We start from the raw sequence: 23,539 nt of genomic DNA, 5'->3' as shown, positions 1-23,539 counted from the left end.
ATCGTCCTCTCTTTTTCCCTGGGACCATTCTTCACATTCTGGCCGTGTACTTTCAGGGCCAGACCCCTTTCCTCCCAAATATTCAGCAATTTCCTGAACCTTTGATCGCATGGGGGGCTCGCTTCGAGCGCCTGCCGTTCGATCTAGCGGTATGCCACCACGTAGTCAGCTACACCTGGTGGCTTCTTGTTGAATGATGAATACATAAAGATGGGAGCGTCCCTGTGATGTCACTCTGTATGGAACACCCGGCGCGGGGTATGACCGTGCTATTCCGTAAGCTTTCGATAGCACTTTTTTTGAGTTTGTTTGCGGCTCTCGCGTATGCGTCACCAACGATGGACCCGGGAATCGAGGCGCTTCAGAAAAAAGTCGGTTTTACGGTAATTGAACGCTTCTCCACACCAGTTGGGGGCGTGACCGGTTATGTTGTAAAGACCGGGGATGGAAAAGCCGGAATCATCTATGGTGTCGGTGACTACACTTTTTCCGGTGCGCTTCTGGAGAGCGACGGCACCGATCTGACTCGTCAGTACACGACACGCTATATATCAGAGCCAATGTATGCCTCCGTTGCCGAGAAGCTTTCCCGGGATACTCACTTAGTCAGCGAGGGCGGAAAGAATGCCCCGGAAATCTATGTGTTCGCGGATCCCAATTGCATCTTTTGTCACAAATTCTGGCAGCAAACCCGAGATTGGGTAGCGCAGGGGAAAGTCAGGTTGCACTGGGTCATGGTTGGTTTTCTCAAGCCCTCCAGCCTGGGCTTCTCCGCCGCAATCATGAATGCAGAGGATCGGGCCGGAGCGCTCCAGGCGTTCGAGGAGAACTTTGGTAACAATGGTAGCGGGGAGGGCATTTCCGAGCTCACGCCCGTACCGGCGAACCTCAAGGCGGCGCTTGAGCAGCACAGCAAGTGGATGGCCGAACTGGGTTTCAGTGGAACGCCAGGGCTGCTGTTCAAAGACACGAGTGGTCAATGGCAAGGCCAGACCGGCGTGCCTGGGCAGGAAGCGCTGGGAAGGGCGCTGGGGATAGCTGAGTGATGGATCAGTTGCCTTCTTTGCTCATTGCCGGCCAGATCATGATGGCGGTTATGGCAGGTCTACTGCTGAACCTGACGCCCTGCGTGCTGCCCGCCATCCCCATCAAGGTCCGGACCATCCTTCGGGAGGCGGGCGGCCAGAGGTCCCATCGGGTGCTGGCCGCGCTGGCATTCACGGCCGGAACACTCACCTTTTTCCTGACGCTGGGCGGCCTGACCGCACTGCTGCAGTGGAACTGGGGCACGTTGTTCCAGTCAACGCTATTCGTGGCCGTCCTGGTTGCGTTAATGGTCGGGTTTGCGGTGATTACCTGGCTCGATCTGCCCATCCCCGTCCCGACATTCGCCGCCTCGGCGCATGGCCGGCGTTACTTTGAAGCCTATGTATCCGGGCTGTTGAGTGCGATCCTGGCCGCGCCCTGCGCAGGCCCTTTCCTGGGGGGCGTACTGGCCTTTGCCGTTACCCAGCCGGCGCCGGTCATCATGGGGATATTCGGCAGTATCGGGCTGGGGCTGTCACTACCCTACGCGGTACTGATGCTCAGGCCCGAGTGGCTGAGCCGTTTGCCCAAGGCGGGCCCCTGGAGCGTAGCCATTCGTGAAGTGCTCGCGCTGATATTGCTGGCCGCCGCCGTGTTTTTCAGCGCGAGCCTGGTGCCCAAAGCGGTATACCCCTTGCTGTGGTGGGCCTGGCTGGCGCTGGTGCTGGTCTGGGGTCTCCGTCGTTTCGTTCAGGGGAGCGGTGCCGTTCGCGTGATCACTGCAACGGCGACAGGCCTTGCCCTTGCGGTGACAGTGGTATTCGCATCTCCGTTGGGCAGCGGCGAAGACGAACTTGTCTGGCAGCCCTACTCCGCAGAACTCCTGGCGGACACAAAAGCCCGGGACACACCGTATTTGCTGGAGTTCACTGCCGATTGGTGCATCAACTGCAAGGTCCTGGAGCGCACCGTGTATAAAGAGCCCGCTGTGGCTGAAGCCGTAGCGCGGGCCGGCATGGTGCCGATTCAGGTTGATGTGACAGCAAGCGATCCCGAAAAAGACGCATTGTTAACCGCAACGGGAGGGCAGGCTTTACCTTTTGCGGCGATTTTTGACGCTGACGGCACCGCTGTCGCCCGTTTCACGGGGCTCTTTGATACCGACAGCCTGGTCGAGGCGATCAACCGTACCGAGAATTCACAACGCTAGATACTGGAGATGAACCATGACAACCCGAACCAAGGTATTGCTGACCGGCGTAGCGGTTTTTCTGATCGCGATCGCGGCGTTCATGTTGATCGGCACCAATTCCGGAAAGGCTCCTGGCTCAGCCCAGACTGAACAAGCCAGTTCTGACCCTCAGGCACCAGTTGCCCGCACGGGGTTGGCAGATTCTTCCGATAAGGTCCGCCTCAATCTTGCGGAAGGCGGCAAAGCCCTGATAGGGGAGACCGGTGAAATCGTTCTGACACTGGACATTGAACCGGGCTGGCACGTGAATGCGAATCCAGCCTCCATGGAGTTTCTGATCCCCACCGTCGCCAAGTCTTCGGCTGGCGGCCAGTCGCTTGACATCCCGACCCAGTACCCCCGCGGCAGGGTCAGTGACATCACACTGGGTGACACCGCCCTGGAGGTGTATGACGACGGTGCGAGTATCCGGCTGCTGCCAGATGAAAAACAGACCGCCGCGCTGAAAGAGGCAGGCAAGCTAGACATGACGGTACGGGTACAGGCCTGCAGTGACGAGGGCGTTTGCCTGGCACCAGCTGACCTGCCCGTTGCGCTGAATCTGGACGATACCAAGCCACAATAAACCGGGACGCCCTTCGGAAAACAACTCAAATGGAGAATGACTGTGAACAGTGTATTCAGAGTATTGCTGATTGCCATGGTTGCCCAGGTCAGCACCAATGCCATGGCCCATTCCATGGAGGATGTGGAGGCCTCGTTGAACGAGAAAGAGCGGTATGCCCAGTTTGTGGATCAGCCGGCCCCTGAATTTGATCTTACAGGCGTTGATGGCAATACCCTTTCCCTTGCCGACTTAAACGGCAAAACCGTTGTGCTTAACTTTCTCTACACGCGCTGTACCGAGGCCTGCCCTTTGCATATGAACCTGATCCGGCAGTTGCAAACCGGGGTTGAAGAAGAAGGACTGAGTGAAGAGGTGGTGTTCATCACCATTGCCACGGACCGGGAAGATGTTGCAGGCACCCGGAGAAACATGCGTGCCTACGGCGAGAATTTCGATCTGAATCCCCGCAACTGGCACTTCCTCTACCGAGCCAGGACGGAACCACCTGAACTGACGCCCGAACTTGCCAAAGCGTACGGCGTTCAGTTCAGGGATACAGGTGAGGGTGTACAGGTCCATGGTGTGGTAACCCACGTGATTGACCCGGAAGGGCAGATGCGGGCCCGGTTCCATGGATTGAAATTCAAGCCTGAACATCTGGTGACCTACCTGACGGCCATTGCCAAAGGCCCCAACGCGGCAGCTGATGATGGGTTCTGGGGCCGGCTGCATGGGCGCATTGAAGCGTTGCTACAGAGCGAGTAACGCGTGGGGCGCCATGCGGGCAGAAAGCCGACCACTTTAATCAGGAGAAATGTCCAATGAGTCAACAGCGCATATCCGCCGCCCGGGGAATCGCCGTAGTCCTTTTCGCGCTTGCTATTTCCATGACCGCCCCAGTTATGGCTGCAGGGAAGGTTCCGAAGTCGGTGGGGCCCCAGGGTTTCCTGATCTGGGAGTCCCCTCGCACTCTGCCCGAGCTGGCTTTTGAAGACGAAGACGGCAGGCCGCTGACACTGGCTGACTTTAAGGGTAAGGCGATTTTGCTCAATATCTGGGCCACCTGGTGCCTGCCTTGCCGTGAGGAAATGCCGACGCTTGACTCACTCCAGGCTCAACTGGGCGGCGAGCAATTTGAAGTGGTCGCGCTGTCCGTTGACCACGCAGGCATCAGCGTTGTTGAAAAATTCTATCAGGAAACAAGCATTCAGCATCTTCGCCAGTATATTGATCCGTCCACACTGGCGACCTCAACGCTAGGCATAGAAGGTGTTCCTACAACGCTGCTGATTGATCATGACGGTCGCGAAATTGGCCGCCTGGTCGGTGCCGCGGAATGGGACAGCCCGGCCATGGCGGATTTGATGACCCGTGCGATCTCCGAGGTTCCGGACTGACCGCGGGCCACGCCGACTGGACCAGGGGTCACCTAATTTTTCAATATAGCAATAGGTATTGAGATATTGAAATGAAAGAAGCAGAAGCTGTTAGGGCGTTTGGGGCGATGTCTCAAGAAACACGACGCCAGGGTCGTTCAATAGTTTACAGTGCTATTTTTCCTGTACTTGCTGATCTCGTAGCGTTTCTGATGCACGACTGCTGCGATGGGCACTGTGCTTATTGCAACAAAGCCATCGAGTTGTTCGCGCAGTGTGAAGGTCGCCCAACCTCACCGGGCACGGTGGACTCCAAGATATGATCAGATTCATCTATTTTGTGGAGTCTAATCTTGTTTGGTTTGTTATCACTTTAGCTGGTTTGGTCTTAGTATTCCCAGGGTTAGGAACGCACCTAGAGCCCTTTATCGGTCCACTGCTCGCGCTGCTGATGCTTGTCATCAGTCTTACCTTCGACGCACATGCCGTTGGAGTGGTCTTTCGCAAACCTTCAAGGCAACTTTTAGCACTAGGTCTGGTCTATGGTCCGATGTCGATTGCCGGTTTTCTGACTGGCCGTTTATTTTTCGGGAACGGACCTCTTGCAGCAGGTCAAACGTTGCTTGGCACATTGCCGACAGATGTTTCGTCTCCGCTGCTGGTATTAATGGCGCGGGGGAATGTTGCCTTAGCAGCCGTTTTTAATGCGGTCAATACAGCACTATCGCCATTCATTGTTCCATTCCTTTTTTTATGGCTGACTGGAATACAACTGGAAGTTCCTCTCGGGGCAATCATCTTTGAATTAGCCTTGATCGTTCTCGTTCCCACTGTTGTTGGAGTGAGCTTACGCACAGGATTTCCAGATTTTTTTGCACGCCATGATTCAACGTACGCGGGAATTGGATCAATCATATATCTTCTGATACTACTGGCTGTAGTAGGCCCAAACGCAGAAACTATCATTGGTTATGGCTGGTACGCTTTTTTGATTGCTGGAGCAGCCCTGAGTCTTAATCTGATTGGCTACCTGATAGGAATGTCCTCACGGTTGCTAACCTCTGACCGGAAAGAAGTGATTACCTATCTCTTCACCGTGAGCAAAAAAGAATTTAGCATTGCTGCTGCTTTTGTCGCCGCATCTGGCTTACCTTCAGAAATTGCGATTCCTGCCGCATTCTTTGCAGTGATACAAATGATCACTTCACCCATTGCCGCTAAGATCCTTGCACGGCACGGCTTACTTCGATTCCGAGCGAACGATCGGCACTAAGGATCTCGGTATTGCTTCAGAGCCGAATTACCCAACGAACTACTGGCAAAAGTTGATGCAGCCTTTTTAACGAAACAGGAGATGATGAGGTGCTTGCTCCATCTGCCGGCTACTCAGGCTCCGTGTTGTCGAAAAGATCTGCCAGGAAGCGGATTTTCAACATCTGCGCAAGTATATTGATTCGCCCACAATGGTTACCCCAATACTTGGCATAAATGCTTCAGGCTACTGCCGCATGCTTTCTTCACTGAGCCCTTCGAGAACCCCACAGGCCTTAATTTCCCGATCATCGTTGCAACTCGCTCTTAACGACGTGAGTTGTTGCTCCAGTACCTGCAGATCGGTTATCCGAGACCGCACATGAGTGATGTGATCATCAAGCAAGGTGTTGATGGCCCTGCAAGGCTGATGGGGGGCGGTCTGATACCTCTGTAACTCGTGGATTTCAGCGAGTGACAGCTCGAGTATTCTGCAGCGCCTGATAAAGGCCAGCCGCTCAACATGCCGTTCGGTGTAAACACGGTAACCGTTGTCCTGCCGATCCGGCGGTGGTAACAAGCCCTCCCGTTCATAGAAGCGGACAGTTTGAGTATCGACTCCTACGGACCGTGCCAACTGACCAATGCGCATCGGGTTTCTCCTCAACAGATGGTATCTGTTCTATTGACCTTATAGTGACTATATGGTTTTAAATCATAATCCGACAATACTCAAGTGGAGCCGTATCATGAGTAAATCCTGTGAAGACGCCTGTGGCTGCGACGCAACACCCGCCGAGGGTAATACCGGGTCGGAGGCCTCTGAAGCGTCCGGCAACTGGATCAGTGTGTATACCGTACCGAAGATGGATTGTCCTTCGGAGGAACGGATGATTCGACTGGCCCTGAACGGTTTTGAAGACATTCGCGGGCTGTCCTTCGACCTGTCTGATCGGCGGTTGAAGGTTGTGCACGATGGCGAGGCTGAGCCTATCACCGCGAAGCTGGCGACCCTCGGGCTGGGCGCTTCGCTTCAGGAAACGGCCGCTGCCGACCCTGAGTCAATCAAGGCGGTCGGGGATACGGCTATCTCTGCCGAGCAGGAGTCCGGCACCCTGCGTTGGTTGCTCGGTATCAATGCTGTCCTGTTTGTGGTGGAAATGACGGCCGGCCTGATCGCGCACTCCACCGGTTTGATTGCAGAATCCCTGGACAATTTCGCCGACGCGGCCGTGTACGGGCTCGCCCTGTATGCGGTTGGGCACAGCGTAAAAATGCAGGTGCGTGCTGCGCATCTCGCGGGCGTACTCCAACTGATACTGGCTGTGGGCGTACTTGCAGAGGTGGTGAGGCGCTTTGTCTTCGGCAGTGAGCCGGAGTCGCTGGTAATGATGGGGATTGCGTTCATCGCATTGATCGCTAACACCACGTGTCTGCTGCTGATATCCAAACATCGGGAGGGCGGTGCCCACATGAAGGCGAGCTGGATTTTCTCAGCCAACGATGTGGTCATCAATCTGGGGGTCATTACCGCTGGCGCCCTGGTGGCATGGACTGGCTCCAATTACCCGGACCTGATCATCGGCAGCATTGCGGGGATTATCGTACTCAACGGGGCCAGGCGCATCCTTGCGCTTAAGGGTTAAATAATGTCCATCGTTGCCAAAAAACACTTGCCGTATGGCCTGCTGGCGATTTCGGGCCTGATTGCGGCGTCTGATCAGGTTGTAAAATGGTCGGTCCAGCAGTCAATGGCGTATGGCGAGTCGATTCCGGTGACCCCGTTCTTTAACTGGGTGCATGTCTGGAACACCGGCGCCGCATTCAGCCTGTTTGCCGATGGCGGAGGTTGGCAGCGATACTTTCTTATCACAGTCGCGGTAGTTGTCTCGATTGTACTGATCGGGCTGATTCTTCAGTGCCGCCGCAGGGGAGAAGCCATCGCGTACAGCCTTATTCTTGGCGGTGCCGTGGGCAACCTGATTGACCGGATATTTCGTGGCTATGTTGTGGATTCCTTTGATGTCTATTGGCAATCCTGGCACTGGCCGGCCTTTAACCTTGCCGATATCGCCATTGTGCTGGGCACTGTGCTTTTCCTCTATGTCAGTTTCATACCCGAAAAATCGGGCACGAACGTCGAGCTCGATGGATCAGGCTAAAAAACATCTGACAAACGTCTTGACCTTAAAGTTGACTTTAAGGATACCGTCTATTCTGACGAACCAAGAACGACAGCCAAAGCAAAGGAGAATGAAACGATGACATTGCAACTTGGAGAAACCGCTCCCGATTTCACCGTCGCATCCACCGAGGGAAACATTCAGTTTCATGAGTGGCTGGGAGACGACTGGGCCGTGCTGTTTTCACACCCCGCCGACTACACCCCCGTCTGTACCACAGAGCTCGGTGCCTTCGCGAAGCGTAAGGACGAGTTCGCCAGTCGCGGTGTGAAGCTGATCGGGGTCTCCGTCGACCCGCTCGACTCCCATAACGACTGGGCGAAGGATATCGAGAAAACCCAGGGCACGGGGCTCAATTTTGGTTCATCGCACTTTACCGGGAAACGCTGCTTTTATCTTAAGGAAGAAGTAGTCGTTGTCCCGGTAGCCATAGGCCATCCGTTTGATGACCTTAATCTTGTTGTTCATCCCTTCCAGGACGCTGGTATTCATCCGGTAGACAGCACTGGCGATAATACCTTCGACATAGCCTTTGAGGCGTCTGGCAAATTGCTGAACTGGTGCCAGCCCACTGCTCATTGCCAGATTCAACCAGTCCTGCCAGCGTTGCTTGGCTTCGTCCTCTGAAGGGGCGTACCAGAGCTCTTTGAGCTGGTCTTTCAGCACATACACTGTCATCAGAGGCTGGTTAGCCTGCAGCAACTCTTCGAGCTTCAGAGCTTGATCATCTTTGAGGTTGGTCCGATTTCTGAGCAATAGCCAGCGACTTCGCTTCACTACCTTTCGAGCGGGCTTGTCGTGTCGAAGCTGATTGGCCTGGTCGACCCGAACCCGATCAATCACTTCCCGTCCGAACTTGGCGACAACATGGAACAGGTCGTAAACCACGCGAGCGTTAGGGCAATGATGCTGAACTTCCAGATCCATGGCGGTATTCATGTCCATCGCCACAGCTTCGATCCGCGTGCACGCCTCAGCTCCTAACCATTCAAAGAAGGGACGCACAGCGGCTCGGCTACGCCCCTCTCCAACCCAGAGCACTTGCTGCGTGTCTGCATCAATCGCCACGGTGGCGTACCGGTGCCCCTTGAACAAGGCGAACTCATCCATGATCAATCGGCGAATTCGATGCCTGTCAGGCTCAGTCACTTCCCGCTTGAGACGTTGATGGTCGACGGCTTTGACCGTATGCCAGTGCAACCCCAACAGGGTTGCTACATGCTGAACTGGCATCAGGCGCACCAAGGACTCAATCCAATTGATCATGCCCGCTGTCAGGCGCTGTCGCCCTGGTAACCAGCGAATCTGTTCAAGTCTGGGACCACAGGATACACAGCGAACTCGACGGACAGGCACATCCAGCCAAACTCGATAATGAAACAGGTCGCGCTCTCGAACTCGTCGGGTACTAGTGTCGTGGATGGCAAGCGTGTGCTGGTTACAACCACTGCAGCAGGGTAGATGATCAGCGGCAGGTTGCAGTCGGATGAGCACGGAGTGGGCGTCAATCTGGACGTAGGATTCCATCGTGAATCCTTCCCAGAACAGATCAAGAAGATTAGCATTCATAGAGGCGGCGGTGGATTGGCTAATTTTGTTGTTTTGGCGAACTCAAAACTAACCGGTTTTACCGCCGTCTCCTACTTTTTCACGCTAACCCGCGATGAACCTCAATTTTCCCCTGCTGGCAGACAAGGATCAGGTGGTTGCCGACCTGTACGGAATGATCCATCCAAAAGCCGACCCCAAGGTGACTGTTCGAACGGTATTCATTATCGATTCCGCGAAGAAAATCCGTCTGATGCTGACGTATCCCCCCAGCACCGGGCGCAATCTGGACGAGATCCTGCGCGTCATTGATTCGCTCCAGCTGACCGACAACCACAAAGTGGCCACGCCGGTGGACTGGAAGAATGGCGAGGATGTGATCATCGTTCCGTCGCTCTCCAACGAAGAGGCCAAAGAGCGTTTCCCCGACGGATGGGATGAGCAGACACCGTATCTGCGCGTTACCCGCCAACCTGGTCGGAAGTAATAGGGAATTCGTCAGCCGGCCATGCGGCTGGCTGACGAAGCAATACCTGAGAACCCCTTACCGATAGGTTCGGTCATCGCCGAACCCTTAACCGAACACGGCCTCGAAATGCTTACGCTGACAGTTCCCGAAGTTGGTCTCTTCGCGTTATTGATTGCACTTTGCCTGTCGCTGCTTCAGGCGACCGTGCCCTTGCTGGGAGCCGCCACCCGGCGCCCGTTGTGGATGGCATTTGCTGAGCCCATGGCATGGGGGCAATTTGCCTTTCTACTGGTTTCTTATGCCAGCCTGACCGCCAGTTTTCTTCTGGATGATTTCAGCGTGGACTATGTGGCCCGTAATTCGAACTCGATGCTGCCCTGGTACTACAAGTTCACCGCCGTCTGGGGCTCTCATGAAGGCTCGGTGCTGTTATGGAGTCTGATTCTCAGTGGCTGGGGCTTTGCCGTCAGTCTGTTTTCCCGCCAGTTGCCACAGGATATGCTGGCACGGGTTCTGGGAGTTCTGGGTGTCGTCAGCGCAGGGTTCCTGCTTTTCATCGTCGTTACGTCCAGTCCCTTTGATCGCCTGTTGCCGGGCATGCCAGCCGACGGTGCCGATCTGAATCCGTTGTTGCAGGATGTTGGCCTGATCATCCATCCGCCGATGCTTTACATGGGCTATGTGGGTTTTTCAGTGGTCTTTGCTTTTGCCATCGCTGCGCTGATCGAAGGGCGTCTGGATGCGGCCTGGACGCGCTGGGTTCGGCCGTGGACCAACATTGCCTGGGCCTTTCTGACCCTCGGCATCGCTCTGGGTAGCTGGTGGGCCTACTATGAGCTGGGCTGGGGAGGCTGGTGGTTCTGGGATCCGGTGGAAAATGCATCGCTCCTGCCCTGGCTGAGCGGGACAGCGCTGATACATTCACTGGCGGTCACGGAAAAGCGTGGCACGTTCAAGAGTTGGACGGCGCTGCTGGCGATTTTCACGTTCTCACTCTCGTTGCTGGGCACCTTCCTGGTGCGCTCAGGGGTACTGACCTCGGTTCATGCCTTTGCCAATGATCCGTCACGGGGGCTCTTCATTCTGGCGTTGCTGGGAATAACGGTCGGCGTCTCGCTGTTGATCTTTGCGCTACGGGCGCCGCGAATGAGCGCCAATGCGGGCTTTAGCTGGCTTTCCAGGGATGCACTGTTACTGATCAACAATATTTTGCTGGTCATCATGACGATCACGGTCCTGATGGGCACCCTGTACCCCTTGATCCTGGATGCACTCGGGCTGGGCAAAATCAGTATCGGCGCGCCTTACTTTAATAGCCTGTTCGTGCCACTGACCGTCATGCTTTGTGCCTTTATGGGGCTGGGGCCGGTCGCACGCTGGAAGCAGATGCCCGGTCGCGAGCTGTTCCGGCGACTACTGGGGGCGGGTCTGGCCGCACTGGCGATTGCGGTATCGATACCGTTTCTTTACAACGGCCAGTGGAATGTCGCCGTGGCGCTGGGGATGGTGGCGGCCCTGTGGGTAGTACTGGCGTTGGTGCGCGACCTGTTTGATAAAGTCCGCAATGCGTCCTCTGCGCTGGCCGGATTGCGTAAGTTGACCCCTTCATACTGGGGCATGGTGGTCGGCCACGTGGGCCTGGCCGTCACCATCGTGGGCGTGGTGATGGTGTCGAACTACGCCATGGAGCGTAATGTGCGGCTTGATATCGGTGAGCAGGTGGATCTGGGCGGGTACGATTTTACGCTGACCGAACTGGGCGAGCGTCGGGGGCCCAACTTCCTCGCCGATACGGCGACCATCGAGGTTGCCCGTGAAGGCCGGATTGTCACCACCCTGTACCCGGAGAAGCGCCTGTACATTGCCCGTGGGCAGCCGATGACCGATGTCGCACTCGACCCCGGCCTGTTGCGGGACCTTTACGTGGCCATGGGGGAGGAACTGGACGACGGCAGCTGGGCAATGCGCCTACAGGTCAAGCCATTTGTACGCTGGCTTTGGCTGGGTGCGCTGCTGATGGCCTCCGGGGGCGTGCTGGCTGTGGCGGATCGTCGCTATCGTCGCCGCCGTGCCGCTGCAGCTGACCGGGAATCGATGAGGCCGGCGCGCGAGGTTCGCGCATGATGCGCCGCCTGTTGCTGATGCTTCCTTTTGTGGTGTTCCTTGGCCTGGCCTTCTTTTTGTACCGGGGGCTTTCGCTGGACCCCAGTGCTCGCGAGTCGGCCCTGATAGGCCAGGCGTTTCCCGCGTTCACGCTTCCGACGCTAGAGGACCCTGACACCGAGGTGGATGAATCCCTGCTTCGCGGGCAGATGTCTCTGGTCAATGTCTGGGCGTCCTGGTGCCCGACCTGCAAGGAGGAAATGCCCCAGCTACTGGCGCTCTCCGAACGCGGCATTCAGATGGTGGGCATCAACTACAAAGACACACGTGACCTGGGGCGACAGTTTCTTGAAGAGTTTGGAAAACCTTTCGAGGTCAACATCTTTGATCCTGCCGGTGACCTGGGTTTCGAGCTCGGCGTGTATGGCGTGCCCGAAACCTTCCTGGTCGACGCAAACGGTATCGTTCGATATAAGCACGTCGGGTACATAACGCCAGCTCAGGTGGATGAAGTCATGGCGGAGGTAGAGAAATGGCGCTAAACCGAAAGAGCCGTTGCTGTGTGGTCATCGTGTTTTTGCTGGCTTCGTTCCAGTCGGTGGCGGACACGGCAATCGATGCGCGTCATTTCGAGGATCCGGTGATGGCGGAGCGTTATCGCGACCTTACGGCGTCGTTGCGGTGCCCTAAATGTGATGCTCAAGCCATCGACAGTTCCGATTCGCCGGTGGCGGCGGACATGCGGGAGCGGGTAGCAATGATGCTTCGTGATGGGCGTGCGGATAAGGAAATTCTTGATTTCATGGCTAATCGTTTTGGCGAGTTCGTTCTTTACAACCCGCGCCTTGACGGGCGCACGTGGTTGCTTTGGGCGTTGCCGGCAGCGCTGGTGGCAGGGGGCGCCATGATTGTGATTGCGTTTGTCCGGGCACGCAGACACCGGCGAGTGCGGCCGCTCTCCGAGGAGGAACGTACCCGCCTGTCCTCCCTGATTCATCGTCACCGTGAGGGATCGGAATGACTATGCTCTGGTTAAGTATTGGTACACTGCTGCTTCTTGCGCTGTGGTTCCTGAGTCTACCGTTGCGGAGAGCAAGGGCGATCCATGACTGGCAGCAGCGGTTTGAGGCCGATGATCATGCAGAGGCGCAAAACCTGGCCGTCTATGAGCGCCGGCTTTCAGCACTGGAAAGAGCCCGCGATCGCGGCGAGATTGACGTCGCCCGTTTTGAAGAAAGCCGTCACGAGCTGGACCGCAATCTGCTGGAGGACACCGAGGCCCGCCGCCGAATGCCTCTCAGGCGCCCCGTGTCAGGACGTTTGATGATTCCGTTGGTGATAACGGCAGTAATAGGTGCCAGCATCATCGGCTATCGATGGCAGGGTGCCGATGGCGATCTGGCCCTGTATGCCGCCCAACAGAATGCGCTCAATACGCCCGGCGCCTCAATGAAAACCCTGGTTGGCCGGCTCGAAGAGGAGGCCGGGACTCAGCCGGATAATCCCAAGGTCTGGTCGTTGCTGTTTCCGCTTTACCAGAAGATCGGCCAACCGGGGCAAGCGATTGGCGCCCTGGAACGACTGATCGAACTGGAAGGCCGCAGAGTTGACCTACTGGCCCAACTGGCCCAGATCAAATTCTTTGTGGCCGGGCGCAGCCTGACCACTGAAGTGCAGGCGCTGATCGACGAAATACTTGACAAGGATCCACGTGAGCCAACGGTGCTGGGCATACTGGGGGTCGAGGCCTTTGACGACGGCCGCTATGAACAGGCGATCAATTACTGGCGCCGGGCATTGGCGGGCTTCGGCGATAACGACTCCGCACAGGCCATTCGCAACGGTATCGCTGTTGCCAGGCAAAGATTGGAGGAGACAGCCAATGGAGCGGAACGTGTTACTGATTAAAACCCTAACGCACTTTCAATCACGAAATCAGGAAAGCTTATGCTCCAGTATCCTCAAATAGACCCGGTAGTCATTGCACTGGGCCCGCTAAAAATTCATTGGTACGGCCTGATGTACCTTGTCGGTTTTCTTGCGGCCTGGTGGCTGGGGCGTCGTCGGGCTCATCGACTCGGGTTGAATGCAGACGCTGTTGAAACATTGATTTTCTACTGTGCGATGGGCGTCATTCTGGGTGGCCGCGTCGGTTACGCGCTCTTCTACGGTTTTGACAAGCTGGCAGACAACCCGCTCTGGCTGCTCAAGATCTGGGAAGGGGGTATGAGTTTTCACGGCGGCTTGACCGGCGTCCTGATTGCAGCCTTGGTCTTCGCCCGCAAGCAGAACCTGCGGTTTTTCCAACTCACGGATTTTATAGCGCCATTGGTGCCAATTGGCCTGGGGGCTGGGCGCCTTGGCAACTTTATTAACTACGAGCTCCCGGGGCGGGTCAGCGACGTGCCCTGGGCCATGGTGTTCCCGAATATGGGGTCGGCGCCACGTCACCCGTCGTCACTGTATGAGTTTGCCCTGGAAGGTGTTGTGCTGTTTGTGGTGCTGTGGTGGTTCTCACGCAACCCACGTCGGATGGGCGCAACGTCCGGCCTGTTCCTGTTGCTCTACGGAATTTTCCGTTTTGCGGTCGAGTTTGTTCGCCTCCCCGACCCGCAACTGGGGTTCATCGCCCTCGGCTGGGTGACCATGGGGCAACTGCTGACCCTGCCGATGATCCTTGGCGGCCTTGCATTAATTGCCTGGTCAAGACGTCAACCGATCAATAAAACGGAGGCGGCGACAGCCAGATAAAAGCTGTCTTAGCTTGTTTGTTCGTTGACTTACGAGGAAAACTTAACATGACAGAAACTATTGGTCATTCGGGAGCCTGGGGTATAGCGGCGATCATGATCGTGCTGATCTCCTGGGTCATGTATCGTTGGCTCGCTCCCAGAACATGGCGGGAGTGGGGCAGTGCCGGGGTGGTGCAGGCGTTTATAATCGCATTGTATGCGGAGATGTACGGCTTCCCTCTCACTGTCTATTTGCTCGTGCGGTTCTTTGATCTGGACGGTAGCGACCTCAGCGCGAATCTCTGGTCCTCGCTGCTTGGTGTCGGCGAGGTGGGCATGCTTATCTCAATGTTGCTTGGTTATACTCTGGCTGTGACTGGCATCGGTATTTTTCTGCAGGGATGGCGCGAACTTCATCGTGCACACCAACAAGGGCGTCTTGCAACGGATGGGCTCTACGGTTTGGTGAGGCACCCGCAGTATACGGGCCTTTTTCTCATCCTGTTCGGGGAGGGGATTGTGCACTGGCCGACGCTGTTCTCCGTTAGTCTGTTCCCCATCATTGTCCTTGCCTACAGCTTGCTCGCACGGCATGAAGAGCGACAGGTCATTGAGCGGTTCGGTGAGGAGTACCGGACCTATCAGCAGGAAGTGCCAAGGTTTGTTCCACGAATGGGCCGGCTTGCAAAACTCGTTGGCAAGTCCCGCTCGGGGTTGGGTTGACACACAGGGTAACGCAGAGCGTTACCAGCGTTTTATGGGGCACACGCAATGACGACGGCTTTTACCGAAGTCTCCCGGGACTATGATGATCTGTGGCTTTTGACCAGGGATTACCGGGGCTGGATGCTGAAAAAGCTTCTTAATCATTTAAATATGCAGGCTGACAGCCGGTTTGCAGACCTTGGTGGTGGGACCGGTATCTTCACACATCTGCTCAGCCAGGCTGTGCCGCTGGAATCTGAAGCGATATGCGTGGACCCCTCAGGCGCCATGCTCCTGAATGCTGAACAATACAGCGGCATCCAGACCCGTTGTGCATCCGCTGAAGCGTTCATTGACAGCGGGGTGCAACTGGACCGGGTGCTCATCAAGGAGTCCATTCATCACATCCGCAATCGTGAGAGATTCTGGAAGAAAATGCGCTCATGTTTGCGACCGAATGGTCGTGTTCTGGTGGTCACCCGGCCCAGTTTGCCCGAGTTTCCCCTTTTCAGCCGGGCGATGACTGCCTTTTCAGAGAGTCAACCGGAGCTTGACATTCTTCTCGGTGAAATTGCCGCCTCCGGCCTTGGTGCGGTGACAAGCAGGGAAGAGTACCGCGTCGAAATCCCGAAGGATCGCTGGTATGCGATGCTGCGGGCGCGTTTTATGTCAAATCTGGCAGGTTTTACTTCTGATGAAATTGAGAAAGGTATTCTGGAAATCGATGATCAGTTGGACGGGAATCAGATTCGATTTATTGATCGTTTATTCTTCGTGGTGGTTGGGCACGAGTTGGCATAATCATACTGGGGAGTGCTTGCCTGAACTGAGAATCCGGCCACGCACCGTGGCAACGCTGTTAATTATCGCGTTTGCCGTCTGGCACTTGTGGCATTTGCGAACCATGGTTGCCAGGCGCTAAAGGCGACAACAATCTGATCGCAGGCTCGGATTTGATGGGAAGGAACTTTTCCCCAAGATGTGGCTCAGAGCATAAATGGCCAAGCGCCGATTTGTTGGGAAGGCGGTTACTATGCGAGTTAAAGAAATTGCGAGATGTGCGAACGTCTCCGCTGATACTGTTCGTTTTTATAGTCGCGAAGGTTTGCTCCGTCCACGGCAAAACCCGCGAAATGGCTACTACGTGTATGGTTCGGAAGACCTGAGACGACTACGTTTTATTCGCGAAGCCCATAAACTGGGCCTGGGGCTGGAGGAAGTCAAAACCATACTCACCCAAACGACGGAAGATGGTTTGTCCAGCAACGAACTGAAGAAACTGTTTACAGATCGTCTTTTCCGGCTCGAACAGCACTTAAGTGAGCTGGAGCGGCTTCGTGACGATATGAGAACAAGCGTTGACGTGTGGAAACGCCTGCCTGAAGCCGCTCCTGATGGGTATTCTGTCCAGCAGCTAATACGGCAGTGGAGCTGATGCCAGCCGGGATAATTAATCGCTTGACGCCTGTGGCGTGCAAGCCGTAATATTACGAGAATTCGTGAAAACTCAATTACCTGGGTCGCTCCATTTGCCACGCTTGATAACGCCTAAAGCCCTTCTTAACCTGCTGTTGCTGATCATGGCAATACAGCCGGTGCTGGCGTTCGGGCAATTCACGGCAGACACAGCAGAACCTCCTGCCCGTTTCGGCCACATGGCCATGGTGGACTGTTGGAGTGCCAGCACTGACGGGCATTCGGAACAGGATATGGCCTGTGGTGATATGGCGTCTACCGATTGTGCTATCGCCGCCAACCAGGGCAGTTGCGGTGCGATGCTATCCGCACTGGTTTCTGAGAAGGCGGTTTTGCCAGTGCAATGTTCTTCCGACCCTACCTCTCTTCGTCCCCGAGAAGTCTATCTCAGCGTTATCCTTGATACCCTTACACCTCCCCCTGATTTCTCAGTAGTCTGATCTTAGTCTTTATCTAAGTTCGCACGTTTACACCTGGGCCGATAGGCCACTCGGGCGAGCGTCTATAAGCTTCAAATAAGGAAACATCAATGCGCATTTCCCTGATGGCGATGGTGATCGCTGTCGCTTTTGGTCTGGGCTGGCTGGCCAGCCTGCAAATCATGCCGATGTCAGAATCCGCCGGTTCTGGTAATCCTGCCGGTGAATCGGCGGATGAAAAGCCCTTGTACTGGGTTGCTCCCATGGATGCCAACTACCGCCGTGACAAGCCTGGCAAGTCCCCCATGGGAATGGACCTGGTGCCGGTGTACGAAGAAAGCAGTAGCGGCCGGGACGACGGCGGGGTTCAGATCAATCCTGCAGTCAGAAACAATCTGGGGGTTAAAACCCGGGCAGTTTCCCGTGGGGCAGTGTCTGTTCCGGTCCGAACCGTGGGTTATGTCACTGACAATGAAGATCAACTGATTCAGGTGCACAGCCGCATTGCCGGATGGGTCGAGGTGTTGCATGTTCGGTCAGAAGGAGAAATCGTTGACCGTGGTGAACCACTGTATGAGATCTATTCACCGGAGTTGGTGAATGCCCAGCAGGAGTTTCTGATGTCCGAGCGCCTTGGGCGGGGCTCAGAGGCAACAGCGACCGGCGGAAAGCTGCGCGCGCTGGGCATGACGGATAGACAGATTGCCAACCTGAAAAAAACAGGAAAAATCCGAGAACGCATCACCGTATTTGCCCCTGGCTCCGGCTATGTGGCCGCATTGCCTGTTCGTGCCGGCATGTACGTGCGCCCGGATACTGAAATCATGGCCATTGGCAGTCGCGATTCGGTGTGGGTGATCGCCGAGTTTTTTGAACGTCAGGCCGGGCTGGTTGAAGCGGGTCAGGCCGTTGAATTCACCACGCCGTCCATGCCGGATACAAACTGGAATGGTGACATTGACTACGTTTACCCGGAACTGGATCCCAAAATGCGGACTCTTCGGGCCCGGGTACGCGTTCCGAACCCGGATGGCCGGTTGCGCCCCGGAATGTTCGTCAATCTCACCATGGATGCCCCCATCGGTGAGGACCTGCTCACTATCCCGCGCCCGGCGCTGATCCGGCGAAGCGACAGCCAGCATGTGCTGCTGGCTGAGGATGACGGCTATTTTCGTCCGGTGCCCGTCAAGACGGGCCGGGAAGCCGGCGACAGGGTGGTCATTCACGAAGGTCTGAAAGAAGGGCAGCAGGTGGTGGTGTCCGCCCAGTTCCTGATTGATTCAGAAACCAGCCTCGAGGCCGCCATGCTGCGCCTGGAGCCCGAGGAGCAGAACAGCGCCGGCATGGCCGGTGCAGACAGCTCTGCGCCCGAACTGTTTGAAGCCGCTGGCCGGATTACGGAGCTTGATGCTGAGAGTTCTTCAGTCACGCTCGACCATGGCCCGGTACCCGGTCTTGGCTGGCCGGCCATGACCATGACCTTTGGTATTGCCGAATCCGTCGATCTGGTGGAACTGGCCCCGGGTGAGACCGTCAATTTCGGGTTCCGGGAGACGCCGGACGGCTATCTTGTTGAACGTATTGAGCCCGCGCAAGACGCGCAGTAACCACTGGAGAAAACCATGAAACTGAAAAACCTGATGACGGCTGTTGTGTTCGGATTATCCCTGGGACCTGTTCTGGCAGCGGCCGATAACAACATGGGCTCGATGTCCGGCATGGACACCAAAGAGTCCGCTGGCCCGGTCCAGAGCCGGGGCGTAATCACCATGATCAACACCGAAAATCGCAAAGTAACGCTGAAGCATGAGCCTATTCCGGCGCTGAACTGGCCGGGCATGACCATGGGATTTCCCGTAGCCCCGGAGGTGGACCTGGATGCCCTGGATAAGGGTGACAAGGTTGTCTTCACTCTGGCACCCGCTGGCAAGGGCCAGCAGGTGACCTCTATCAGGAAACAGTAGTGATAGCCCGGGGGTGCGCCATCGGGCTGCCCCCGGCCATCACCAGACCGGACTCAGCTCATGATTAACCGCATTATCCAGTGGTCGCTTCATAACCGATTTTTTGTATTGCTCGCCACCCTCATACTGATTGGGTGGGGATTCTATTCCGTCAGGGAAACGCCCATTGACGCCATACCGGACCTGTCGGATGTACAGGTGATCGTCAAGACCCCGTATCCTGGCCAGGCGCCCCAGGTGGTGGAAGACCAGGTGACCTACCCGCTCACCACCGCCATGCTGTCGGTGCCGGGCGCCAAAACGGTTCGGGGGTATTCCTTCTTTGGCGACTCCTATGTGTATGTGATCTTCGATGACGACACCGACCTGTACTGGGCTCGTTCCCGGGTACTGGAATACCTGAGCCAGGTAGCCGGGCAATTGCCCGATGCCGCCAAACCAGAGCTGGGGCCGGATGCCACCGGCGTTGGCTGGGTATACTCCTACGCCCTGGTGGACCGCACCGGCCAGCATGACCTTTCGGAGCTTCGGGCCATTCAGGACTGGTTCCTGAAGTTTGAACTGCAAACCGTGTCCGGGGTATCCGAGGTCGCCAGTGTTGGCGGCATGGTCAAGCAGTATCAGGTGGTGGTGGACCCGGACCGGCTGCGCGCCCATAACATCACGCTGCAGCGTATTCATGCCGCCATCAACAGCGCCAACCAGGAAACCGGGGCATCCGTCGTGGAAATGGCCGAGGCGGAATACATGGTGCGGGTCACCGGTTACCTGCAGAACGAGGACGACCTGCGCCAGGTGCCGCTGGGTGTCAACGATAATGGCAAGCCCTTGTTGCTCAAGGATGTGGCGGATATCCGGCTGGGGCCACAAATGCGCCGGGGTATCGCTGAACTGAATGGAGAAGGCGAAGTGGCCGGCGGTATCGTGGTGATGCGTTTTGGCGAAAACGCTCTGGCTACCATCGAGGGTGTTAAACAACGCCTGGAGGAGATCAAGGGCAGCCTGCCGGATGGCGTTGAAATGGTGCCCACCTATGATCGTTCCACACTGATCAACAATGCGGTGGACAATCTCTACAGCAAGCTGCTGAAAGAGTTTCTGGTGGTGATCCTGATCTGCGCGGTATTCCTGTTTCACCTGCGCTCTTCCCTGGTGGTGATCGTGAGCCTGCCGGTGGGCATTCTTGCTGCGTTCGTGGTGATGCACGCTCAGGGTATCAACGCCAACATTATGTCCCTCGGCGGCATTGCCATCGCCATCGGTGCGATGGTCGACGGTGCCATTGTGATGATTGAAAATGTCCATAAACACATGGAGCGGACCCCGTTGACACCGGAAAACCGATGGGCCGTGATGTATAGGGCCGCCGGTGAAGTGGGGCCCGCGCTGTTTTTCTCGTTGATGATCATCACCGTGAGCTTTCTGCCGGTGTTCACGCTGGAGGCTCAGGAGGGCAAGCTCTTCGCACCCCTGGCGTTCACCAAAACCTATGCCATGGCTGCGGCTGCCGGGCTTGCCATTACACTGGTACCGGTGCTGATGGGCTACTTCATTCGTGGCAAGGTATTGCCGGAGCACCGCAATCCCATTAACCGGCTGCTGATCTTCCTGTACAGCCCAGCCATTGACTGGGCTTTGCGGCGGCCCGCCCTGATGCTTGCCGGTGGCCTGATTGTGCTGATCATCGGCTTCTGGCCCGCCAACAAGCTGGGCAGTGAGTTCATGCCCCCCCTGGATGAGGGGGACCTGATGTACATGCCCACCACCTATCCCGGCATCTCCATTGGCAAGGCCCGGCAGATCCTGCAACAGACCGATAAGCTGATTGCCAGTATTCCAGAGGTTAAAACTGTGTTCGGCAAAATCGGCCGCGCTGACACGGCCACCGATCCGGCCCCGCTGACCATGATTGAAACCTTTATCCAGTTTAAACCCCGGGACCAGTGGCGCCCCGGCGTAACGCCGGAATCCCTGCGCCGCGAGCTGGACAGGACCGTCAGGCTTCCCGGTCTCACTAACGCCTGGGTCATGCCGATCAAAACCCGTATTGACATGCTCTCAACGGGCATTAAGACCCCGGTGGGCATCAAGGTGGCCGGCCCGGACCTGAAAGTGATCCAGGGCATAGGGGAAAAGCTAGAGCGGGTGTTGACTGACATACCGGGCACAGCCTCTGCGTTTTCCGAGAGGGTGGCCGGCGGACGTTACATCAAGGTGGATATCCAGCGGGAGGCTGCCGCCCGTTTCGGATTGAATATCGCAGATATTCAATCCGTGGTACGCACTGCGATTGGCGGCATGAACGTGGCCAGTACGGTGGAGGGCCTGGAGCGCTATCCCATCAATCTGCGTTATCCCCAGGGCTACCGGGATTCGGTGGAGCAGATGCGCTTACTGCCCATAGTGACGCCCGGTGGACAGCGTATCGCGCTGGCCGACGTGGCGGATATCCGGGTCGACAGGGGGCCGCCCATGATCAAATCGGAAAATGCCCGCCTCAATGGCTGGACCCTGGTGGACATTGCAGGCCGGGATCTTGGTAGTTGGGTCAAAGAGGCTCAGTCGGTGGTGCGGGAGCAGGTGGACCTGCCTGCCGGCTACTCCCTGACCTGGTCCGGCCAGTATGAGTACATGCAGCGTGCCAAGGAGCGCCTGACACTGGTGGTACCGCTGACGCTGGCGATTATCGTGATCCTGCTGTACCTGAATTTCCGCAACATGACCGAGGTGGGTATTATAATGGGCACCCTGCCGTTCGGTATGATTGGCGGCATCTGGCTGATGTACCTGCTGGGCTACAATCTGTCCGTGGCTGTTGCCGTTGGTTTTATCGCCCTGGCCGGAGTCGCCGTGGAAATCGGTGTGCTGATGCTGGTGTACCTCAACCAGTCCCTGCACAACGCCCTGGAGGCCGTCGATCATCAGCCCGGGAAACTGTCGGCGGATGCCCTGCGCCAGGCGATCAGCCACGGGGCTGCGCAGCGGGTGCGCCCGATCATGATGACCTTTGCCGCCATCGTGGCTGGCCTTGTACCCATCATGCTGGGCGGCGGCACTGGTTCGGAAGTGATGCAGCGGATCGCCGGGCCGATGATTGGCGGCATGGTTACTACTCTAGTGCTGACGCTGCTGCTGATTCCGGTGATTTTCTACCTCTGGCAGCGTGCGCGGTTGAAGAAGCTCGCCCAAAAAGGAGCGAACCAATGATTCGACGCAGTGGAATTTACGCCGTTCTGGCGGTATTCGTTTCCCTTTCTGCCCCCGCAATGGCTGAATCGCTGGAAACGGTGGACCAGTGGATTGCGGAGGCCCTGGATAGCAACGCCACCCTGAGTGCGCAGCGAGCCGCCATCGAGGCAGCAAGGGCCGAAGTGGAAGGCTCGGATGCCTGGGCGGATCCTGTCGTAAAGTACGGTATTGCACCCGAAACTCTGGAGGGCCCTAATGTGGTCGGGCACCGGTTTGAGGTCAGTCAGAAGCTGCCCTGGCCGGACCAGTTATCCGCGTCCCGCGGAGCCGAGGAGGCGGGTGTGCGTGCCGCAACCCAGGACACCCTCTGGCAGACCAGAAAACTGACGGCCTCGGTCAAGGAGGCCTATGCCCGTTTGTGGTATTCGCACCGGGCCATCGAGTTGCACTACGAGACTCGTGCGCTGGTGGAACAGCTAGCCGAGATTACCCGGCAACGACTGGAATACGGCGAGGCCACACAGAGTGAATTGTTCAGGGTAGAGACGGAACTGGATACGCTGGACGCGCAACTGGTTGAGCTGCGGGCGGACCAGGCCAAGCTCTCCGCCAACCTGATCCCATTATTGGGGCGCCGTCCGCAACCCTCCGAATTGATGCTATCCCTGCCTCCTCGTATGCCAATGGCAGCGGACACCCTGACCGGAACCGAGCACCCGTTGGTTCAGGCCGCAGAGGCGCGGACCGCGGAGGCCCGGGCCCGACTGGACGTCGCGGAAGCCAACCGAAGGCCCGTGTTTACGGCCAATGCGGGCTACAATAGCTTGTTGGCTGACGAAAAAAAGCGCTGGACGGTAGGCGTTGGGATTCAGATTCCGTTTACGGGACAGCGACAGAACAGTGCCGTTCGCAGGGCGACTGCGGAAGTATCCCAACGACAGTGGCAGACCACTCAGGCCCATCGCGATCTGCGAGCGTCAATCGGCGACGTAAAGGCAGCCATTCAGGCAGGCTACAGCCGCCTTGAAATCCTTGACGAACGCCATCTTCCGAATCAACGCGCTCACTGGGAAGCCAGCCTGAATGAATTGGCCAGCGGTACCGGTGCACTGGAAGATGCCATAGACAGTGCACGGAAGCTTACTGGCGTAAAACTCACCCGGGAAACGGTCATCCGCGACCTGTTCAGTGCCAGGGCGCGATACGAAGCCTTGCAAACAACGCAAGCCACCGGCCTTTCAAACTAGAAGGGGATTCACCATGAAAGTATTGTGGGCGTTGCTATCCGCACAGAAAAAG

23 protein-coding genes and 2 pseudogenes are annotated in these 23,539 nt (G+C 56.8%); 23 read left to right on the top strand and 2 right to left on the bottom strand.

What is annotated here, in order from left to right; genetic code table 11:
* Positions 1-260: 260 nt before the first annotated feature.
* The 6 genes from dsbG to SIC19_RS02420 all read left to right on the top strand — a co-directional run bounded on the left by dsbG (position 261) and on the right by SIC19_RS02420 (position 5,474).
* Positions 261-1,046, top strand: coding sequence for a thiol:disulfide interchange protein DsbG (gene dsbG, locus SIC19_RS02445; protein ID WP_227716685.1), 786 nt, complete (start codon positions 261-263; stop codon positions 1,044-1,046).
* Entirely contained in the window at positions 1,046-2,236 is a 1,191-nt protein-coding gene (locus tag SIC19_RS02440) for a protein-disulfide reductase DsbD family protein (protein WP_127400860.1), read from the top strand. The genes dsbG and SIC19_RS02440 overlap by 1 nt, the downstream gene beginning before the upstream one ends.
* Before the next feature lie 16 nt (positions 2,237-2,252).
* Positions 2,253-2,843: a protein-disulfide reductase DsbD domain-containing protein gene (locus SIC19_RS02435; RefSeq protein ID WP_127400861.1), complete on the top strand. Its 591-nt coding sequence runs from the start codon at positions 2,253-2,255 to the stop codon at positions 2,841-2,843.
* Between the two features lie 42 nt (positions 2,844-2,885).
* Complete coding sequence (locus SIC19_RS02430; protein ID WP_127400862.1) at positions 2,886-3,590, top strand: SCO family protein; 705 nt, start codon at positions 2,886-2,888, stop codon at positions 3,588-3,590.
* Positions 3,591-3,646: 56 nt separating this feature from the next.
* A complete protein-coding gene (locus tag SIC19_RS02425; protein ID WP_127400863.1) occupies positions 3,647-4,222 on the top strand; it encodes a TlpA family protein disulfide reductase in 576 nt (191 codons plus the stop codon).
* Positions 4,223-4,520: 298 nt separating this feature from the next.
* Positions 4,521-5,474, top strand: coding sequence for a bile acid:sodium symporter family protein (locus SIC19_RS02420; RefSeq protein WP_075194545.1), 954 nt, complete (start codon positions 4,521-4,523; stop codon positions 5,472-5,474).
* 225 nt (positions 5,475-5,699) lie between these two features.
* Here SIC19_RS02420 and cadR read toward each other — a convergent pair whose 3' ends face one another.
* On the bottom strand, positions 5,700-6,104 hold the full coding sequence (gene cadR, locus SIC19_RS02415) for a Cd(II)/Pb(II)-responsive transcriptional regulator (RefSeq protein ID WP_075194546.1): 405 nt from the start codon (positions 6,102-6,104) through the stop codon (positions 5,700-5,702).
* A gap of 97 nt (positions 6,105-6,201) precedes the next feature.
* On the opposite strand from cadR, the gene SIC19_RS02410 reads away from it, so the two are divergent.
* From SIC19_RS02410 to SIC19_RS02400, 3 genes and pseudogenes are all read left to right on the top strand, one after another.
* Entirely contained in the window at positions 6,202-7,098 is an 897-nt protein-coding gene (locus SIC19_RS02410; RefSeq protein ID WP_036206310.1) for a cation transporter, read from the top strand.
* A gap of 3 nt (positions 7,099-7,101) precedes the next feature.
* Positions 7,102-7,614: a signal peptidase II gene (gene lspA, locus SIC19_RS02405; protein WP_036206313.1), complete on the top strand. Its 513-nt coding sequence runs from the start codon at positions 7,102-7,104 to the stop codon at positions 7,612-7,614.
* Positions 7,615-7,713: 99 nt separating this feature from the next.
* Positions 7,714-7,995, top strand: a pseudogene (locus SIC19_RS02400) (redoxin domain-containing protein); the annotation flags it as partial.
* Positions 7,996-7,998: 3 nt separating this feature from the next.
* On the opposite strand, the gene SIC19_RS02395 reads toward SIC19_RS02400, so the two are convergent.
* Positions 7,999-9,204, bottom strand: coding sequence for an ISL3 family transposase (locus tag SIC19_RS02395; RefSeq protein WP_213480225.1), 1,206 nt, complete (start codon positions 9,202-9,204; stop codon positions 7,999-8,001).
* A gap of 100 nt (positions 9,205-9,304) precedes the next feature.
* Between SIC19_RS02395 and SIC19_RS02390 the strand changes: the two are divergent.
* The 14 genes and pseudogenes from SIC19_RS02390 to SIC19_RS02325 all read left to right on the top strand — a co-directional run.
* Positions 9,305-9,670: pseudogene (locus SIC19_RS02390) on the top strand (redoxin domain-containing protein); the annotation flags it as partial.
* 108 nt (positions 9,671-9,778) lie between these two features.
* Positions 9,779-11,776, top strand: coding sequence for a heme lyase CcmF/NrfE family subunit (locus SIC19_RS02385; RefSeq protein ID WP_127402369.1), 1,998 nt, complete (start codon positions 9,779-9,781; stop codon positions 11,774-11,776).
* Complete coding sequence (locus tag SIC19_RS02380; protein WP_371915651.1) at positions 11,776-12,297, top strand: DsbE family thiol:disulfide interchange protein; 522 nt, start codon at positions 11,776-11,778, stop codon at positions 12,295-12,297. Before SIC19_RS02385 ends, SIC19_RS02380 begins: the two co-directional genes overlap by 1 nt.
* Positions 12,288-12,776: a cytochrome c-type biogenesis protein gene (locus SIC19_RS02375; protein WP_041334546.1), complete on the top strand. Its 489-nt coding sequence runs from the start codon at positions 12,288-12,290 to the stop codon at positions 12,774-12,776. Before SIC19_RS02380 ends, SIC19_RS02375 begins: the two co-directional genes overlap by 10 nt.
* Before the next feature lie 2 nt (positions 12,777-12,778).
* On the top strand, positions 12,779-13,663 hold the full coding sequence (gene ccmI, locus SIC19_RS02370; protein ID WP_228712227.1) for a c-type cytochrome biogenesis protein CcmI: 885 nt from the start codon (positions 12,779-12,781) through the stop codon (positions 13,661-13,663).
* A 39-nt stretch (positions 13,664-13,702) separates the two neighbouring features.
* Positions 13,703-14,506 (top strand): prolipoprotein diacylglyceryl transferase, encoded by an 804-nt coding sequence (gene lgt, locus SIC19_RS02365; protein ID WP_127400864.1) that lies wholly within the window; start codon positions 13,703-13,705, stop codon positions 14,504-14,506.
* A 47-nt stretch (positions 14,507-14,553) separates the two neighbouring features.
* Positions 14,554-15,210, top strand: coding sequence for a methyltransferase family protein (locus tag SIC19_RS02360; protein WP_127400865.1), 657 nt, complete (start codon positions 14,554-14,556; stop codon positions 15,208-15,210).
* A 48-nt stretch (positions 15,211-15,258) separates the two neighbouring features.
* On the top strand, positions 15,259-15,993 hold the full coding sequence (locus SIC19_RS02355) for a class I SAM-dependent methyltransferase (RefSeq protein ID WP_127400866.1): 735 nt from the start codon (positions 15,259-15,261) through the stop codon (positions 15,991-15,993).
* Between the two features lie 196 nt (positions 15,994-16,189).
* Positions 16,190-16,627, top strand: coding sequence for a MerR family transcriptional regulator (locus SIC19_RS02350; protein ID WP_127400867.1), 438 nt, complete (start codon positions 16,190-16,192; stop codon positions 16,625-16,627).
* 64 nt (positions 16,628-16,691) lie between these two features.
* Positions 16,692-17,108 carry a hypothetical protein gene (locus SIC19_RS02345; protein WP_127400868.1) on the top strand — a complete coding sequence of 139 codons (417 nt, stop codon included), beginning with the start codon at positions 16,692-16,694 and terminating at the stop codon, positions 17,106-17,108.
* A gap of 89 nt (positions 17,109-17,197) precedes the next feature.
* A complete protein-coding gene (locus SIC19_RS02340) occupies positions 17,198-18,694 on the top strand; it encodes an efflux RND transporter periplasmic adaptor subunit (protein WP_041334556.1) in 1,497 nt (498 codons plus the stop codon).
* Between the two features lie 15 nt (positions 18,695-18,709).
* Positions 18,710-19,051 carry a copper-binding protein gene (locus tag SIC19_RS02335; RefSeq protein ID WP_052479501.1) on the top strand — a complete coding sequence of 114 codons (342 nt, stop codon included), beginning with the start codon at positions 18,710-18,712 and terminating at the stop codon, positions 19,049-19,051.
* Positions 19,052-19,111: 60 nt separating this feature from the next.
* Positions 19,112-22,258, top strand: a complete 3,147-nt coding sequence (locus SIC19_RS02330; protein WP_075194552.1) for an efflux RND transporter permease subunit — start codon at positions 19,112-19,114, stop codon at positions 22,256-22,258.
* A complete protein-coding gene (locus tag SIC19_RS02325) occupies positions 22,255-23,487 on the top strand; it encodes a TolC family protein (RefSeq protein WP_075194553.1) in 1,233 nt (410 codons plus the stop codon). Before SIC19_RS02330 ends, SIC19_RS02325 begins: the two co-directional genes overlap by 4 nt.
* Positions 23,488-23,539: the final 52 nt, after the last annotated feature.

Source organism: Marinobacter sp. MIT930201 (genome assembly GCF_047122665.1).
Lineage (GTDB): Bacteria > Pseudomonadota > Gammaproteobacteria > Pseudomonadales > Oleiphilaceae > Marinobacter > Marinobacter salarius.
Note: the sequence above shows the minus strand (reverse complement) of the source record. Positions and strands in the feature narration are given on the sequence as shown.